Below are 15,656 nucleotides of genomic sequence, written 5' to 3'. Positions count from 1 at the left end.
AGGTGGATTTCCCACCTCCCTTCTGGTCAAGATGCCCGTCAAATTAAGGTCATTTAAAACCGTCAATTTACGGGCATTATAGCGCGTCAGTAACACCCTCGCTTCCACATCCCTTATCTCATTCGATAAACGATTAGCCACAATGACGTCACTAATCTCCTTAAACTCTTCAAAATTCCTGACTACCCGGGAATTAAAAAATTCTTCGGCATCCAAGGCCGGTTCGTATACCATCATCTCAATCCCCTTGGCTTTTATCCGTTTCATCACTCCTTGGATGGAAGACTGCCTGAAGTTATCGGAATCCATTTTCATCGTTAACCGATAAATCCCTATAGTCTTAGGTTTCCTAGCTAGGATCATATCTGCAATATGGTCCTTTCTGGTACGATTTGAGTCTACTATAGCTTGCATAATGTTATTGGGAACATCATTATAATTAGCCAAAAGGTGTAGAGATGATGACATACTCAGCATCTTTGAATGCTATATAATTATCCGTAGTCGCTGTTAAGTCTAATTCTTTGGTTGCCAAATACGCTTCAATCTTTGCATTGATTTTCTATTGTTAATCAAATTACTTTTTCCTGAATAATATCTACAGCAATAACCTTATTGTGTTGGGCCAACAAAATAGCATTCGATAAGCCTACATAGCCCGTTCCTGCGATGGTTATTTTCATGATGTGCTCCCCCCTGGACATTCTCTGTAGTGTATTGATCTTTTTATTCAACTCCTTTAAAATTGACCCGTAAAGGAGTGATGGTAGTGTTCTTTGAATTTAGAAATCGAAACAAAACCATTAAAGAACTTCGAAAAGATTGCTATTACACTGCAAAGGAATTGGCTGTAAAAATCAAAGTGGACGACCAGGAGATCTTTAAAATTGATAATATGAAATTAAAAGAAATACCACTACCCATTAAAACAAAATTACTGCCTATTCTTCGAAATGATTATATGAATAATATCCCTTGGTAGAGATATCCAGCGGGCCGCCAAAGTCTTACAAAATAATCCCAACGCGGTGGACAACCACACGTCGGGATTTAACTTTTTCGGGCTAAAAATTTATTTGGCATTACCACATCAATAAGCATTTTTATTCATAAACCCATTTACGATCGTCTTCAATATAATCTTTATATCAAACAATAACGTCCAATTTTCTATATAGAAAATATCATGGTATATTCGGTCTTCTATAGAAGTATCCCCCCGCAATCCATTGGCCTGTGCCCAACCTGTAATGCCAGGACGTACTTGATGCTTTATCATGTACTTGGGAATATCTTCCTTAAATTGCTCCACAAAAAAGGGACGTTCCGGACGAGGACCTACAACACTCATGTCCCCAAATAAAACATTAAAGAATTGAGGCAGTTCGTCCAGGCTTGTTCTCCTTAAGAACGATCCAAACTTTGTCCTACGTGAGTCGTTTTCAGTCGTCCAAACCGTATCAGAAACATTATGAGTAGAAACATGCATGGAACGAAACTTATACATTTTAAACATTCTTCTGTTTAAACCAACCCGTTCCTGTTTAAATAAAATAGGTCCGGGAGAAGTTAACTTGATCCCAATAGCAATCAAAATCATGATTGGTAATGTGATCATGATGGCTATTAGAGAAAACACAATATCAAATGCTCTTTTCCAAAATCGGTTTGAAACTTCATCGAGGGGAATATCCCGGATATTAATCAAGGGCATACCAGCAAAATTATCAAAAGAAGGTTCAGCCGGTAAATAATCATAAAAATCAGGAATGATTAATGCTTTCACACCCGCTTTTTCACATATGCCTATAATTTGACGATACTTTTTATGAGCACTCAATGGAAGGGCAATGATTACTTCATCTATTAACTTTCGCTCCTCAAGAATCAATGACAATTGATCCACTTTACCTATTATTGGCTTATACCGATGCTTGTCTTCATTTAGATGAACCTCTAGATAATCATCCAAAAAGCCTACAACTTCATATCCGAGTTCCGGATATGATTTCACATTATCATGAAATTTTCTACCTAACACTCCTGCGCCGAGTATAAGAATATATTGTTTATTAAAACCTTTTCTTCTGAATCTTTTTAGCCCCGTTTTAAGAATAAGCCGGAAAGAAAGAATAAATATGATATTAACTGCTAAAAATAAGGCCAAAAAGGCACGAGATATATCTACCTCTTTATACAAAAAAAGAAAACTTAATAAAAAAAGCATACTAATGACGTGGACTTGAATGACCTTACCAACTTCAAAGGCAAATCTTTTTCTTCTTTTCGGAACATAAAAGGATACCATATAACCTGTAGCTATGGCGAATGTTCCATATACTCCGGCCCAAAAGCCATAAACCGTAAAACTTAAATGGGATTCAAAATCCAACAATCCCGATTCAAATTTCAAAAACCATGCAACGACAAAAGCGAGCTGAATAATGATAAAGTCAGCCATTGCATAGGACTGAGTCAAGAATTTTTCTTTTCCTCTTATCATGATTTCACCTTCATTTTGTTAACAATAATAGAAAAGGCTAATTTAAGCGAGATACCAATATATACAAGACCTGTGACGTATAATGGGTATTTATTCCTATAGTGTTTATTATAGAACAACCACATGGCACGATGGAACTCATAAATAATTTTTATAGGCTTTTTTTTGCTGCTTGCACCTTTTAGATGAAGGATACTTGTCTTTGGATAATATTTTATCTTCCAACCAGCCCCCTTAATTCTATAGCACCAATCAATATCTTCCCCGTACATGAAAAAATTCTCATCAAGTAAACCAACCTGCTCCATGGCCTCCCTACGAACAACCATAAATGCCCCTACTAAACTATCTACCTCATGTTCCTCGTCTGGTTTAAGGTGCCCCAGCTGATATTGATTGAATTTTGGAACCCGAGGAAAAAGCTTATGAAGGCCTAACATGAAATAGGCAGATGCTTCAGGTGTAGGAAACCCTCGTTTGCATGCTTTATCTAACGAACCATTTTGCAGAACTACTTTACAACCACATGCGCCGGTGCTTGTATTTCTATCCATATATTCAATTACGATGTTAAATGTATTTTCCTGGACCACAGTATCAGAGTTTAGAAGTAAGATATACCTGCCCTTTGATCTACGAATACCAATATTGTTCGCCTTAGAAAAACCCAAATTACCTTCGTTTTGGATATAGATAACCTGTGGATAAAGACTAGATGTTTCCTCAAACAATCCTACTTCTGTAGATCCATTATCAACCACAATGGTTTCTATATTATAATTCGTTTTCGATTTGAAAACAGATCCAATCGCCTGTAGTGTCAAAGCTTTCGTATTGTAGTTCACAAGAATTATACTAAGGTCTATCATAACAAGTCCTCTTTGTTGATTTTTGTCACATATCAGTATATCACTTTTCATCGACCTTTTCGGCAGAAAAATATTTACAAAAGAAAAAAACACCTACTTTGAGGTGCTTTTTTGATAAGCGTCAACAATCCCTCCCTTAATATGAGGATTATTTGACGTATCTTTACTTTGTGACATTTTAATGATATTTATATCCACCCTTTAATCTACCCATATGCTCTACTAGTATCTAAACCGAGAACTTTTAAAACAGTTCCCATATCTTTATCAGACAAAATATTCATATTGTGGTTTAATGCCGACCAAATCCTATCTTGAATATTTTCTTCCGAACTACTTTGAGATAAATATTCAAGAACAAATGCCCAAGTTTTCCCTTTAAGCGGAAAAACGCTAAACCCTAACTCCTCTGCCAATATTTTGATAGATTTTATTGAATAACTCGCTATATGTCCCCTTATTAAGGGGTCTAAATAATTAAGATCTTCATTTAAAACGTATTCTGGCATACCAGTATTAAAAATATATAATGCACCCTTGTTTGATATATTTGCCAGATCTTTTATCAACCCTTTCAGCATTTTAGGAGTTAGATGTTCAGCAACTTCAATACACATTCCTGCATCAAACTTTATTTCTAAATTACATAAATCACCGATGATATAATTTTTAGATTGAGAATAATACTGCTCTTTAGGTGGGAATTTTTCGATACCATAAAATTTTTCTTTACTATTCGGAAGGTATTTTGCTACAGCATCTAGAAAGTAACCTGGTCCCGTTCCTATATCTAAAAATTTATGAACCGGAATTCTGGAGTAGTAGAAAGCTTCTGCCATTCGAGCCAGAGCAATACCGTATGATCTTTCATGAGCACTTCGGAGTTCCTCTTGCCAATATTCTTCTTTATACGCAACTAAAACTTTCCCCTCATCTACCTGTTCCATTACATCATTTTGAATATATATCATTTCACAATTTATACACTGAAAATAGTCAAACTCATTTACATTTTTCACAAAAATGTATTCCTTATTTAAACAAGTTGGACAAAAATTACTCACGTATACCACCTGATTTTTTTTTTTGTACAGCAATGCAATTGAATAAGCTATTAAATCAAATCATTCTCTCGGAAAAAGTCTTTTAATAAATTCATATACAAATACTTTAAGTGATTCCCTTCAGGGTGGATGGTTTTAAAACAATTTAAACGAATACACATGTTATCCACAACTAAATAACAGGACGAGCGGCAGGTTATAGAAAATCATCAGTGGTGACAGGATTTACCTTAATGTGATGTAAACTCACTTCTTCAGCGTTGCAAATTCATACCAGGAACAGAACTCGTTATTTGAAGCATGGTATACTCCGCTACATTTTAGTTTGCATCAATTGTTCTATTATAACTTGGGATAAGTCTATTGTAAAAACGGTAGGTTCAATAATTGGCAAACCGCTAAGTTTAGTTGCAATTAAATTCATATAAAACTACATTTCTATAAGATGCAAAGTTTTTCTTGGACTATTCGCTACACGCACCATATATTGCCCGTATTGATTTTTCATCATAGGCTCGGCTAAATTCAGCAACTGTTCACGAGAAATATATCCCATATAATAAGCAATTTCCTCTAAACAAGCGACCTTTAGACTTTGACGTTTTTCAATCGTTTCAATGAACTGGGAAGCTTCTAATAGAGATTCATGAGTTCCTGAATCTAACCAAGCAAATCCACGTCCCAAAATTTCAACTGTCAATTCACCAGACTCTAAATAAACTTTATTAATATCGGTGATCTCTAGTTCACCACGACTGGAAGGATTAATACTTTTGGCAATCTCCACGACTCTATTATCATAGAAATACAATCCTGTTACTGCATAATTAGATTTTGGGAAAACTGGTTTTTCTTCAATAGATATTGCCGTTCTGCTTCCATCAAATTCAACCACACCAAATCGTTCGGGATCACTAACATAATAACCAAATACGGTTGCACCACTCTCTTTGCCAGCCGCACTTTGTAAAATTTTGGTGAATCCTTGACCATAATATATATTGTCTCCTAATATCAAAGCAACGCTGTCTTCACCAATAAATTCTTCACCAATAATAAAAGCTTGTGCCAATCCGTCAGGAGTTGGTTGAACGGCGTAAGATAATTGAATACCTAAATTTGATCCATCACCTAATAATTGCTGAAATCGAGGGGTATCTTCAGGGGTAGATATTATAAGAATGTCCTGAATTCCAGATAGCATAAGAACGGACAAAGGATAGTAAATCATTGGTTTGTCGTAAACTGGAAGTAGCTGCTTGGAAACAGCTTTAGTTAATGGGTACAAGCGGGTGCCACTTCCACCTGCAAGAATAATGCCTTTCATAGCTTCTTCCTCTCCGATCATCTTTTTAGTATTACTTTACTTAATATAAAGGTTATAGGAATGGAAATTATAATAACTAACAATGGCGCAATTCGTTTATCTACATCTAAATTAAATATTAATACATTTAACATAACTAAATTAATTAGATATTGAATTAAATAGACCAAGGGAAATTGAATAAATTTCTTAAGGGTCAACTCAACCCTAAAGGTGATTTTCGAATTCAAAAAATATCCAATTAGTATCCCCAAGATATATGCAATAGTGTATGAAATATTATGATTAAATAAATACAAAAACAAAAGATAAATGATATACGTGGCCGCTGTATTTAGAATTCCAACTAATACGAATCGAAAAAATTCATTACTTATATATTTCATCAATGATGTACCCTGGTCGATTTCTTGTTTCATCTAAGATTCTCCAGAGATATTCTCCTATAATTCCTAACATCATCATAATTAAGCCAAGTAGAAAAGTAATTATTGAAATAATCGTAGCCCAACCTTCGACCTTAAACTCCCCAAACAAGGCAAATATGATAATAAATAGGCCATACAAAAAACTAAGCATAGCTGTAACTAAACCTATTGCTGACATAAATCGAATTGGAGCAAAGGAAAAGCTAACAAATGAATCGATAAATAGCTTTATTTTTTTACTAAGCGTCCACCTTGACTTACCTACTTGTCTCTGTTGACGAACATAAGGGATTGTTTCTTGTTCATGTCCTAACCAAAAAATTAATGACATGATATTTGTATTCTTTTCATTAATTCTGTTTAGTTCCATTACTACTTGTTGATCCATTAGAACAAAATCGAATCCACCGATTGGGTAATTTTTAATTGCAAATTTGTTCATTAGAGAATAATACGTATTTGAAAATAATTTTTGAGAGAAGGACTCTTCCCTATCTTCTCTTGTAGCCATTACAATTTTTTTTCCGCTTTTCCACTTGGTGATCATATCTGCAAATAGTTCTGGTGGATCCTGAAGATCTGCCGAAATGACACCTACACAATCCCCATTAGCCAAATTCAGACCTGCCTGAATTGCGGCCATCGAACCAAAGTTTTTGCTTAACTTTATAACTTTAATTCTAGAATCCTTCTGTTTCTCCTTTAGAAGTAACTCTAAGGAATTATCCCCTGATCCGTCATCGACGAAAATTAGTTCCAAATCACAATCAGGAATTAAATCTTGAAGCTTTTGTAATTTAGGAACAGTATATGGAATATTTAAGGCATTATAATATATTGGGACAACAATTGAAAACAAAAATCTATTTATAGTCATTTAAGGCCTCCACCACTATCTTGGCCTCATCCAATGACATTACCGGACTAATAGGTAAACTTAGTACCTGCTGGTGAAGCAACTCCGAAATATCATATTGATGACCTATCCATTCCTTATATGCTTCCTGTTTGTGTGGGGGAATGGGGTAATGAATTAAGGTTTGTATTCCCCTCTCACTGAGGTATTGTTGGAGTTTTTCTCGTTCTTCACTTCTAATTACAAAAAGGTGCCAAACATGTGATTTTTCTCCGAATTCATACCTAGGCAAACTAATTCTATGGTTACTAATATTATCAAGGTAAAACTTGGCTATCTCTCTTCTAGACTCATTATCTTGATCTAGATAAGGCAGCTTTACTCTTAGAACCGCTGCATGTAGTTCATCTAAACGGCTATTAACTCCTTTAAACATATTAAAGTACTTCTTATGTGATCCATAATTTCTAATAGCCCTTATTCTAGTAGCTAATTCTTCGTCATTCGTTGTGATAGCACCTGCATCACCCAATGCTCCCAAATTCTTTCCTGGGTAGAAGCTAAATCCGGCAGCATGACCAAGATTCCCCACTCTCTTGCCATTATAAATGGCACCGTGGGCTTGGGCGCAGTCCTCAATAATTTTTAAGTTGTATTTTTCGGCTAAGTTACAAATAGGATCCATATCACATGATTGACCATATAAATGGACAACCATGAAAGCCTTAGTTTTTGCAGTTATTTTTTTTTCAATTTTTGTCGGATCAATATTAAACGTAGTTGGATCCGGTTCGACTAAAATCGGAGTGGCGCCATTGTATGATATAGCTAAAATAGAGGCGATATAGGTATTAGAAGGAACAATAATCTCATCTCCTTCACCGAACCCATAAGCTTTAATAATGAGACTCAAAGCGTCCAATCCGTTTGCCACACCTATACAGTGCTCGGTACCGCAATACTCTCCATACTCCTTCTCAAACAATTCTACTTCCTTCCCTAAAATGTACCAGCCAGAATGCAACACTTTATTTAGGGCCTCTTGGATTTCTTTTACATGTCTCATATTGATTTCTTTTAAATCTAGAAAAGGAATCATTTTTTCTCCCCCAATCCATTATTCGTTAATAAATAGTCTTTTCCGCAAGTAATGCACACTAATTTCTCATTTAACTTCTTCCCACACGAACACACGTAACCTCGAAAAACTGCTGGGTTTCCATACCATAATGTGTAAGCTGGAATATCCTTAGTAACGACTGATCCCGCCCCAATCATGGCATACTTGCCGATACGATTTCCAGCTATAATAGTAGAGTTAGCGCCAATTGAAGCCCATTCTTCAATAATAATTTGTTCAAACTTACTTGGATATTGCTTAGAACGTGGATTAAGATCATTGGTAAAAGTTACATTAGGGCCGATGAATACATTATCAGCAATTCTAGCACCATCCCAAATATACACACCTGATTTAACCGTAACATTGTTTCCAATAATTACGTCGTTTTCAATAAACGAATGATCATTGATATTACAATTATCACCAATAACAGCATTTGGTAAGATATGTGCAAATGCCCAAATACGTGTATCCTTCCCTATATTATTCGACTCAACTAAAGCTTGTGGATGTTTATAGAATTCCATTTCCATACACCTCCACAAACTTATCGTAGTCTCTAATATAGTCTTCCGGATCATAATAATGGGAGGCTAATACTAGCAAAACACAGTCTGGCGAGAAATCATACATTTCATGCCAATCATTTGGTTCTAAAATCAAGATTTTTTTCGGTGAATCTAATGTTACATTATCTTTTCTTTTTAGGTCATCAAGATATACTTTACATGATCCCGATACACTTATCAGAGCTTGTCTTGTCTTGTAATGTGCGTGAAATCCCCTTCGAATTCCTTCCTTTGTACCATATATATAAAAAACTCTCTTAACATCAAAAGGTATTGTCAAGTTACCTTCTATAACAGATAGAAGCCCTCTCTCATCTCCTAATTCAACAATTTCTATAATTTTACTTTGTTGAATATCATCTACCATTCCCACTCACTCCTTATTTAATAAAATTTATGTTAAGATGTTCAAACCAATTAATCCTGCTTGTTTGTATATCAAGATAAAAAGATATACAAAAGAATAAAGCCAAAAATAACAAATATAAAATAAGTATAATAACGAATCTGCTCTTCTTGTACTTTATGCTAATAATAAAATCATAGGCTAACGTTAATAAAGGTAGTAACATTATAAATAACGGATATCCAAATCTTGATTCTACACAAGTAGTTCCAATAAAGACAATAAATATCATTGCCAATACTAAAACTGCACCAATTATCCTATTCAGTCTTTTGTTTAGATATATTTGCCGCTTTAAAATAACTAGATAAATACCAATAAATATAAAATACCAACATGTATATAAAAATAGAGACGAAAACAATCTATTGGTATGATAATATTCTCTAATATAGGTATCGGTATAACCCCAATCCAAAATCCCAAAAACATGAGCAAGAAATAAGAAACTCGCAATAAAAGGCTCACTTAAAACTGTATCAAAGAAGGTAGTTTCATTATTTAATTGAAATGGATTTAGATAATAAAGTTGAGGTGTTTCACCAGTAATGACAACACTTCCATACTTCAAAAATTGAACAGCCCACTTAGTTTGTGACTCATATAAATTTTCATGAACAAGGGGCGTCCAATGATTAAAAAAAACTACATTCATATAAAATTGGGGGAAAAACACAAATAACATTGAAATCGATGCCAATACAAATTTATAAAATTTAAAATTAACGTCTTTTCTAAGAGAAACCAACACTACAATAATAAATCCAATCAAAAAAATTAAATTTGATGGTCGTATCATTATAGAGCTATAAATAAGAAAAAATAAAATGCACATATTCCTAAATTTGATAAAATTATCATTTGCATAAATTACTAGAGCGATAATAATTAAACAAGATGAAATCAAATCGGTTAAAAGTAAAGTTGTTGCTTGAATCAAATATGGATTTAACATCCCAGCAAAAATAATAATAAAAAAATGGATTTTATTATTTGTCTTCAAATAAATTGACTTTGAGAATATAAATATCGTAAATGCATATAAGATATATTGAAACAAACTTATAATTACCTTAATTACTATGGGATTACCATTCGAGAAAATACTGACCATTGAAATGATCAATGGATATAAGTATGTTCTTAATGGATCGCCGGTATTAAATAACCCATTTGATAGTATACCTTGACTAAAGTTCAAATAACTCAACTCATCATAGTAACTCTCTGCAGAATTTTGTCTTAAAAAATAAAAAAATATTATTAAGGACATTAAATAAACTGTTAACAAGAACAAATTGTTATATTTATTCTTGAAGTACCAAACTTTCATTAAAATTCCCCTTAGAAGCTATTTTAATTAGACTGGATTAATGTAATATCTAATAAAATGTATTTTTCTGATTGAACCTTAATTACTTTAGGATTTAAAGAGAGTCGATCAAAAACGTTAAAAACAGATTGATAAACTGGCGATGTTCTCAATTCCTTGTCATCAATAGGGAAAATTAAATAATTAATTTGCGCCCATTTCAAAAAATCTAGGAAATCACTTTCATCTTCAATCAATTTTGGGTTTCCAAGGAATTCCGACCCTATACCTGGAATATGTTCAAATCTAGTGGGAAGTCTATGCAGAACTTGCTCATCTCCAAATCCAACCATTCTTGACCATCGCTGATTTTTATCAAGATACTCCTTTATTTCCCATAAACCTACACTTCTTAATAAATTGTCATTTTTCTCCTGTGAATCAAATATTGATTTATTCAAATTTAGTTCAAAACTATCTGTTCCCCATGCCCATGAGGAATGGGAGACTAACGTTAAAGTAAATTGCAAAGGTATAAATAAAATGAGACCAGCCATTATGGCCACTTTTAACTGTCTGGAAGTTGTAGTAAGTGGAATATAAAAGACTAATGTTGCAAGAATAAGTGCCGGAATATAGTAATTACCATCCCCTCCGTTTGGTAAGAAGGTCGCAAATAAAGCCCCTCCAAATATTATTGGGATAGATATTAATAATACCGGCTTGCTTCTAGTATTAAACCTATTATAATTTATAAATATCAACACTACAGATATCAAGAATATATAAAATGTTAAATTCCCAGGCCATAACATTATAACATGCCCATAATCTTTAGGATTAAACAATAGATTAATCCATCGATCAGCAATATAAGATAATCCTCCGAACTCAAAATCATGTGTATGCTCACTGGATAATGGATACTTTACTTCAAAACCTAGTTTACTCCACAACCCCGTAAGGACAGGATAGGTTGGATACCCTGTTAAAGTGTAGGTACGAAAACAAATCCCAAATAAAGAGATTAGTGCAACAAAAAGTAATACTGAGTAGGCATAAAAATTTGATTTTCTCCCCCTAGCTAGACTTTTTATATCAGAGTAAAAATAATTATTATTTTTCAAATAGAAGAAGATAGCAAAAAGAAAACCCATTATTACCAAGGGTGTAAAAATAAAACTTGTTACTTTACCGCCAAATGACAATATTGAAGCTATTGTCCCATAAAGTATGCTAATATTCCTATCTTTTATCCATTTCACAAAATAATACGCAGCTAATAGAGTGAAAAAAGTTGTGAACAGATCCGTTTTTGCAGTAGATCCCATGTTAACAATAGCAGGCAAACTTCCTATTAATAAAGTTATAAAAATGGCCTCAAACTTTGTTCTAGTAAATAACAATGCAAAAGAATATATTAAACAAAAAAGAAGACATAAAAATAAAGTTGTTACAGCATAAATAAAACTATAATCCCCTAAATTGCTAACAGGAACTAAAAACAATTCATATAATTTGGGATAATAATGTACAAATTGAACTAATCCTAGACTGTCATAAAATGAATTCTCTCCAATCAATACTAATTCAGGTCTTAACCCATACCAAACGGAATCATAGTCAATAGACCATGCAGATTTCGCAAATTGCATTAAAATAATGATAAATAAAAACAATGCTCCTGCCTTCACTCTTATCGGACTATTATAGAAGCTAACAAATACTCTTTGACTAAATGGCTTGTTCACACCCTTAGTTAAACTTAATATGCCTAGTAAACATAAAAGGATTCTCACTTCATTAAATCCACCGTAGTTAAAAAAGGATATTGTTATAGTAAAAAACATAAATAAAGAAAAGCCAACAACAAAATATTCATAGTAATCACTTAAACCTCTATACTGTTCTTTTAATTTAAGAATTCGTAATACGAAACAACCTATTGAAAAGATTATTTCAAAATAGAACAAAGCAAGTATTGTTGGAACAAAGGCTTGATGCATTCTTAGGTAAAGAAAACTAATGGTTACTACGGAAAACAAGGTAGCAACTTTATTATTTTTAAAGAAAACTACTGTTAATATTAATAACAAATAGGTTGCTATTAATTCAACACCACCTTGATAGGACGCAGGTTGAATTAAATGCCAAGAATAAACATCAATTAGAATTGTCTTAATAGGTATTAATTGGAACACCAAGGAGGAAAAAATGATTAATACAGCAATTAAAAAGAATTTAACCGAATACTTTCGACTTAAAAGAGAAGCTAATTGATTTATATATGGTTCAAGATAATTCTTCATTTATTTCTCCTTTTTATTAAGAGATCCCTAATATCTTTTATAACATTTGTATTATATGATTCACCATTTTTACTAACATTTTCATCTTTAGTAATTAGAAAGGTTTCAGTAATTCCAGCAGCTATTCCCGCCTCAATATCTGTTATCCTATCACCAATTAGGATGGAATTTGTTATGTCTATATCAAAATCAATTATTGCTTCTAGGAGCATACCAGGTCTGGGTTTCCTGTAATTACTATCTTTTTTATACTTTCCAATTCCATGTTTAGGATGATATGGACAAAAGTAGACTTTACTAATGTTAATTCCTTTGCGATTAAGTTCAGCTAACATCCAACCATTTAGAATATGAAAGTCTTCTTCTGTATAATACCCTCTTCCAATTCCAGCCTGATTTGTAATAATAATAAGCAAATATCCTTGATCCTGGAAATACTTTAACGTTTCAAACACACCATCAATAAACTCAAAATCCTCAATTCTATATACATAATTCTTTTCAACATTAATTACACCGTCACGGTCAAGAAATAATGCTTTATTCTTCATAGATTCGGGGCAACTCCAATTGTGCTTTTTCAAAATCGCTAGGAATTCCAATGTCAATAAAATATCCATCAGAGATAAAGCCATAAAAACTCTGTCTCCCAAAATCTCTTTCTAAGAAATCAGCCTCAAAAGAAAATTTATCTGGCCATATTTTATCATCAAACAGATTACGATTTACTAGGTAAACTCCACCATTGATGTTCCCTACAGGAACATACCTTTTTTCTTCAAACCGTATAACCTTATCGTCTGAAGTTAATACCACCCCATACCGATCAAATTCCTCCATTGTCTTGAGTGATAACGTTAAATCAGCCTTATAACCAAGATGGAACTTCAAAAGTTCCATTAAATTAACATCAAAAAAAGTATCCCCATTTAAAACAAATGCTTGGTCATTATTTACTAAATCTAGTGCCTTCTTAATAGCTCCACCTGTACCTAAAGGCTCGTATTCCACAGAGTAGTCTATTGAAATCCCCTTATAGCTTTCACCAAAAAAAGAATGAATAACTTCATGTTTATATCCTGTAGACAGAATTGCTCTTGTTACACCCTGTTTTTTTAGATATTCAAATATATAGGTTAAAAAGGGGCGATTGGCTACTGGTGCCATTGGCTTCGGAAGGTCTGGAACAACAGACTTTAAACGGGTTCCAAATCCCCCAGCAAGAATAATCACTTCCATTAAACTTCCACACCCATATCTTTTTTATTATTTAATGGTCTCCCAAAAATCTCTTTTTCAACTATCGAGCATATAATATGTCCAACAAGTATGTGAGATTCCTGGATCCTAGGCGTTTCCATGGAAGGCACCTTAATGCAATAATCACAAAGTTCTCCCATTTCCCCTCCTGTTATACCGGTTAAGCCAACAGTGATAATTCCAATCTTTTTACATTCTTCTAAAGCCTTAATTACGTTGGGCGAATTTCCTGATGTGGAAATACCTAAAAACATATCTCCCTCTACACCATTTGCCTGTACCTGTCTTGAAAAGAGATTTTCATATCCATAATCATTTCCAATAGCTGTCATAACTGAAGAATCTGTAGTAAGGGCCATTGCAGGTAATCCAGGCCTATCGAAATAAAATCGACTAACAAACTCTCCTGCAATATGCTGAGCATCAGCTGCACTTCCACCATTACCAGCTAGTAGAATTTTATTATTGCTTTTATAAACATTAACTGCCTTATTAGATATCTCTCCTATTAATTGGATAAGATAATCATCCCGTAAAATAGCTTGTTTAATCTCAATTGATTTTTGTATATGTTCTTTAATATAATTCTTCACCTCAAACCCTCCATCCGAATGTACCATCTTTTACAAAATGAAAGTTCATAACCTTTCCATCCAGTTTACAAAGTTCTCGAATCACTTGTAGTCGTCTAACCGGATCCACAATAAACATCATAAATCCTCCTCCACCAGCTCCTGACACTTTACCAGCATAGGCCCCGGATTGAATGGCAACATCGTAAATATTGTCTATATTACTGTTGCTAATAGATGAAGCCATTCTTTTTTTTGCAGCCCAGGATTTTCCAAGATATTCAGCGAAGTTTTTTATATCACCCTTTAGAATAGCTTCCTTCATAACTAGTGCATCTGCTTTCAATTCATGCATAGCTTCCAAAGACTTCGAATTTTTTTCTTTAGCATTTTTGGTTTGCTCATCAATAATTTTAGCTGACTCCCTAGAGACACCCGTGTAATATAAAAGCATTGAACTTTCTAATTCATTGATTATCCAATTTTTTATCCTCAAGGGATTAACTATAACTCGATCTTTTTCATAGAATTCAATAAAGTTAAAACCTCCAAATGTCGCTGCATATTGATCTTGCTTTCCTCCACTAAGACCAACATCAATTCTTTCAATTTGGTAGGCTAAATGAGCAATATCATACTCACCTAAAGGTAGATTAAGCCATTCTACATAGGCCTTCAATATACCAACAACCATAGTTGAGGATGATCCTAGACCTGACCCTGCGGGTGCATCAGAATAAGTGGTCATTTTTAACGATAAAGGTTGATTATTATTAAATACTTTAACAATACGATTATATATTGCCTTATGCAAATCCAAATATCCATCTAAAAAAATATGATCCGTTAAATCACATTCATAAAATTCATTCCGGTCGACTGCATGAAATGAGATTTTATTATTATTTGTTTCTATAATATTACAATAGGCATACATATCTATCGTAGCGTTTAAAACATGTCCACCATATTCATCGCTATAAGGTGAAACATCTGTCCCCCCCCCTGCAAGACCGAGTCTTAAGGGAGCTTTGGAACGAATAATCATAGTCAAATCT

17 protein-coding genes and 1 pseudogene are annotated in these 15,656 nt (G+C 33.6%); 1 reads left to right on the top strand and 17 read right to left on the bottom strand.

Annotated features, from left to right (window positions below; all coding sequences use genetic code 11):
* Positions 1–93 precede the first annotated feature (93 nt).
* Together J2Z37_RS26200 and J2Z37_RS26195 are read right to left on the bottom strand one after the other, a co-directional pair.
* Positions 94–450 (bottom strand): annotated as a pseudogene (locus J2Z37_RS26200) (UDP binding domain-containing protein); the annotation flags it as partial.
* A gap of 122 nt (positions 451–572) precedes the next feature.
* The gene (locus tag J2Z37_RS26195) at positions 573–683 is read right to left on the bottom strand and encodes a hypothetical protein (RefSeq protein ID WP_425340349.1); all 111 of its coding nucleotides are present in this window, start codon (positions 681–683) and stop codon (positions 573–575) included.
* A gap of 86 nt (positions 684–769) precedes the next feature.
* Here J2Z37_RS26195 and J2Z37_RS23435 point away from each other — a divergent pair, with 86 nt between their 5' ends.
* A complete protein-coding gene (locus tag J2Z37_RS23435; RefSeq protein WP_209812762.1) occupies positions 770–982 on the top strand; it encodes a hypothetical protein in 213 nt (70 codons plus the stop codon).
* Between the two features lie 108 nt (positions 983–1,090).
* Here J2Z37_RS23435 and J2Z37_RS23430 read toward each other — a convergent pair whose 3' ends face one another.
* From J2Z37_RS23430 to J2Z37_RS23360, 15 genes are all read right to left on the bottom strand, one after another.
* On the bottom strand, positions 1,091–2,503 hold the full coding sequence (locus tag J2Z37_RS23430) for an undecaprenyl-phosphate glucose phosphotransferase (protein ID WP_209812761.1): 1,413 nt from the start codon (positions 2,501–2,503) through the stop codon (positions 1,091–1,093).
* The gene (locus tag J2Z37_RS23425) at positions 2,500–3,369 is read right to left on the bottom strand and encodes a glycosyltransferase family 2 protein (RefSeq protein WP_209812764.1); all 870 of its coding nucleotides are present in this window, start codon (positions 3,367–3,369) and stop codon (positions 2,500–2,502) included. The genes J2Z37_RS23430 and J2Z37_RS23425 overlap by 4 nt, the downstream gene beginning before the upstream one ends.
* A 209-nt stretch (positions 3,370–3,578) precedes the next feature.
* Positions 3,579–4,436 carry a methyltransferase domain-containing protein gene (locus J2Z37_RS23420; protein ID WP_209812760.1) on the bottom strand — a complete coding sequence of 286 codons (858 nt, stop codon included), beginning with the start codon at positions 4,434–4,436 and terminating at the stop codon, positions 3,579–3,581.
* Positions 4,437–4,866: 430 nt separating this feature from the next.
* Positions 4,867–5,763, bottom strand: a complete 897-nt coding sequence (rfbA, locus tag J2Z37_RS23415; RefSeq protein WP_209812763.1) for a glucose-1-phosphate thymidylyltransferase RfbA — start codon at positions 5,761–5,763, stop codon at positions 4,867–4,869.
* A 17-nt stretch (positions 5,764–5,780) separates the two neighbouring features.
* Positions 5,781–6,149, bottom strand: a complete 369-nt coding sequence (locus J2Z37_RS23410; protein ID WP_245204196.1) for a GtrA family protein — start codon at positions 6,147–6,149, stop codon at positions 5,781–5,783.
* Complete coding sequence (locus J2Z37_RS23405) at positions 6,133–7,068, bottom strand: glycosyltransferase family 2 protein (protein WP_209812758.1); 936 nt, start codon at positions 7,066–7,068, stop codon at positions 6,133–6,135. The genes J2Z37_RS23410 and J2Z37_RS23405 overlap by 17 nt, the downstream gene beginning before the upstream one ends.
* Complete coding sequence (locus J2Z37_RS23400) at positions 7,055–8,146, bottom strand: DegT/DnrJ/EryC1/StrS family aminotransferase (RefSeq protein ID WP_209812757.1); 1,092 nt, start codon at positions 8,144–8,146, stop codon at positions 7,055–7,057. The genes J2Z37_RS23405 and J2Z37_RS23400 overlap by 14 nt, the downstream gene beginning before the upstream one ends.
* Positions 8,143–8,697: an acyltransferase gene (locus J2Z37_RS23395; protein WP_209812756.1), complete on the bottom strand. Its 555-nt coding sequence runs from the start codon at positions 8,695–8,697 to the stop codon at positions 8,143–8,145. Before J2Z37_RS23395 ends, J2Z37_RS23400 begins: the two co-directional genes overlap by 4 nt.
* On the bottom strand, positions 8,684–9,106 hold the full coding sequence (locus J2Z37_RS23390; protein WP_209812755.1) for a sugar 3,4-ketoisomerase: 423 nt from the start codon (positions 9,104–9,106) through the stop codon (positions 8,684–8,686). Before J2Z37_RS23390 ends, J2Z37_RS23395 begins: the two co-directional genes overlap by 14 nt.
* 13 nt (positions 9,107–9,119) lie before the next feature.
* Complete coding sequence (locus J2Z37_RS23385) at positions 9,120–10,478, bottom strand: hypothetical protein (RefSeq protein WP_209812754.1); 1,359 nt, start codon at positions 10,476–10,478, stop codon at positions 9,120–9,122.
* 23 nt (positions 10,479–10,501) lie between these two features.
* Positions 10,502–12,766: a hypothetical protein gene (locus J2Z37_RS23380; RefSeq protein ID WP_209812753.1), complete on the bottom strand. Its 2,265-nt coding sequence runs from the start codon at positions 12,764–12,766 to the stop codon at positions 10,502–10,504.
* Complete coding sequence (locus tag J2Z37_RS23375; protein ID WP_209812752.1) at positions 12,763–13,317, bottom strand: D-glycero-alpha-D-manno-heptose-1,7-bisphosphate 7-phosphatase; 555 nt, start codon at positions 13,315–13,317, stop codon at positions 12,763–12,765. Before J2Z37_RS23375 ends, J2Z37_RS23380 begins: the two co-directional genes overlap by 4 nt.
* Positions 13,307–14,005 carry a nucleotidyltransferase family protein gene (locus tag J2Z37_RS23370; protein ID WP_209812751.1) on the bottom strand — a complete coding sequence of 233 codons (699 nt, stop codon included), beginning with the start codon at positions 14,003–14,005 and terminating at the stop codon, positions 13,307–13,309. The genes J2Z37_RS23375 and J2Z37_RS23370 overlap by 11 nt, the downstream gene beginning before the upstream one ends.
* Positions 14,005–14,619, bottom strand: a complete 615-nt coding sequence (locus J2Z37_RS23365) for a D-sedoheptulose-7-phosphate isomerase (RefSeq protein WP_342453874.1) — start codon at positions 14,617–14,619, stop codon at positions 14,005–14,007. Before J2Z37_RS23365 ends, J2Z37_RS23370 begins: the two co-directional genes overlap by 1 nt.
* Before the next feature lies 1 nt (position 14,620).
* Entirely contained in the window at positions 14,621–15,646 is a 1,026-nt protein-coding gene (locus J2Z37_RS23360) for a GHMP family kinase ATP-binding protein (protein WP_209812749.1), read from the bottom strand.
* Positions 15,647–15,656: the final 10 nt, after the last annotated feature.

It is taken from the genome of Ammoniphilus resinae (assembly GCF_017873965.1).
Lineage (GTDB): Bacteria > Bacillota > Bacilli > Aneurinibacillales > RAOX-1 > Ammoniphilus_A > Ammoniphilus_A resinae.
Note: the sequence above shows the minus strand (reverse complement) of the source record. Positions and strands in the feature narration are given on the sequence as shown.

Bases quoted from the DNA above. Each gene is read 5' to 3' on its own strand.
- J2Z37_RS23360 (WP_209812749.1), bottom strand. From the start codon at position 15,646: ATGATTATTCGTTCCAAAGCTCCCTTAAGACTCGGTCTTGCAGGGGGG.
- J2Z37_RS23400 (WP_209812757.1), bottom strand. From the start codon at position 8,146: ATGATTCCTTTTCTAGATTTAAAAGAAATCAATATGAGACATGTAAAA.
- J2Z37_RS23380 (WP_209812753.1), bottom strand. From the start codon at position 12,766: ATGAAGAATTATCTTGAACCATATATAAATCAATTAGCTTCTCTTTTA.
- J2Z37_RS26195 (WP_425340349.1), bottom strand. From the start codon at position 683: ATGAAAATAACCATCGCAGGAACGGGCTATGTAGGCTTATCGAATGCT.
- J2Z37_RS23370 (WP_209812751.1), bottom strand. From the start codon at position 14,005: ATGGAAGTGATTATTCTTGCTGGGGGATTTGGAACCCGTTTAAAGTCT.
- J2Z37_RS23430 (WP_209812761.1), bottom strand. From the start codon at position 2,503: ATGATAAGAGGAAAAGAAAAATTCTTGACTCAGTCCTATGCAATGGCT.
- rfbA (WP_209812763.1), bottom strand. From the start codon at position 5,763: ATGAAAGGCATTATTCTTGCAGGTGGAAGTGGCACCCGCTTGTACCCA.
- J2Z37_RS23390 (WP_209812755.1), bottom strand. From the start codon at position 9,106: ATGGTAGATGATATTCAACAAAGTAAAATTATAGAAATTGTTGAATTA.
- J2Z37_RS23385 (WP_209812754.1), bottom strand. From the start codon at position 10,478: ATGAAAGTTTGGTACTTCAAGAATAAATATAACAATTTGTTCTTGTTA.
- J2Z37_RS23405 (WP_209812758.1), bottom strand. From the start codon at position 7,068: ATGACTATAAATAGATTTTTGTTTTCAATTGTTGTCCCAATATATTAT.
- J2Z37_RS23410 (WP_245204196.1), bottom strand. From the start codon at position 6,149: ATGAAATATATAAGTAATGAATTTTTTCGATTCGTATTAGTTGGAATT.
- J2Z37_RS23395 (WP_209812756.1), bottom strand. From the start codon at position 8,697: ATGGAATTCTATAAACATCCACAAGCTTTAGTTGAGTCGAATAATATA.
- J2Z37_RS23375 (WP_209812752.1), bottom strand. From the start codon at position 13,317: ATGAAGAATAAAGCATTATTTCTTGACCGTGACGGTGTAATTAATGTT.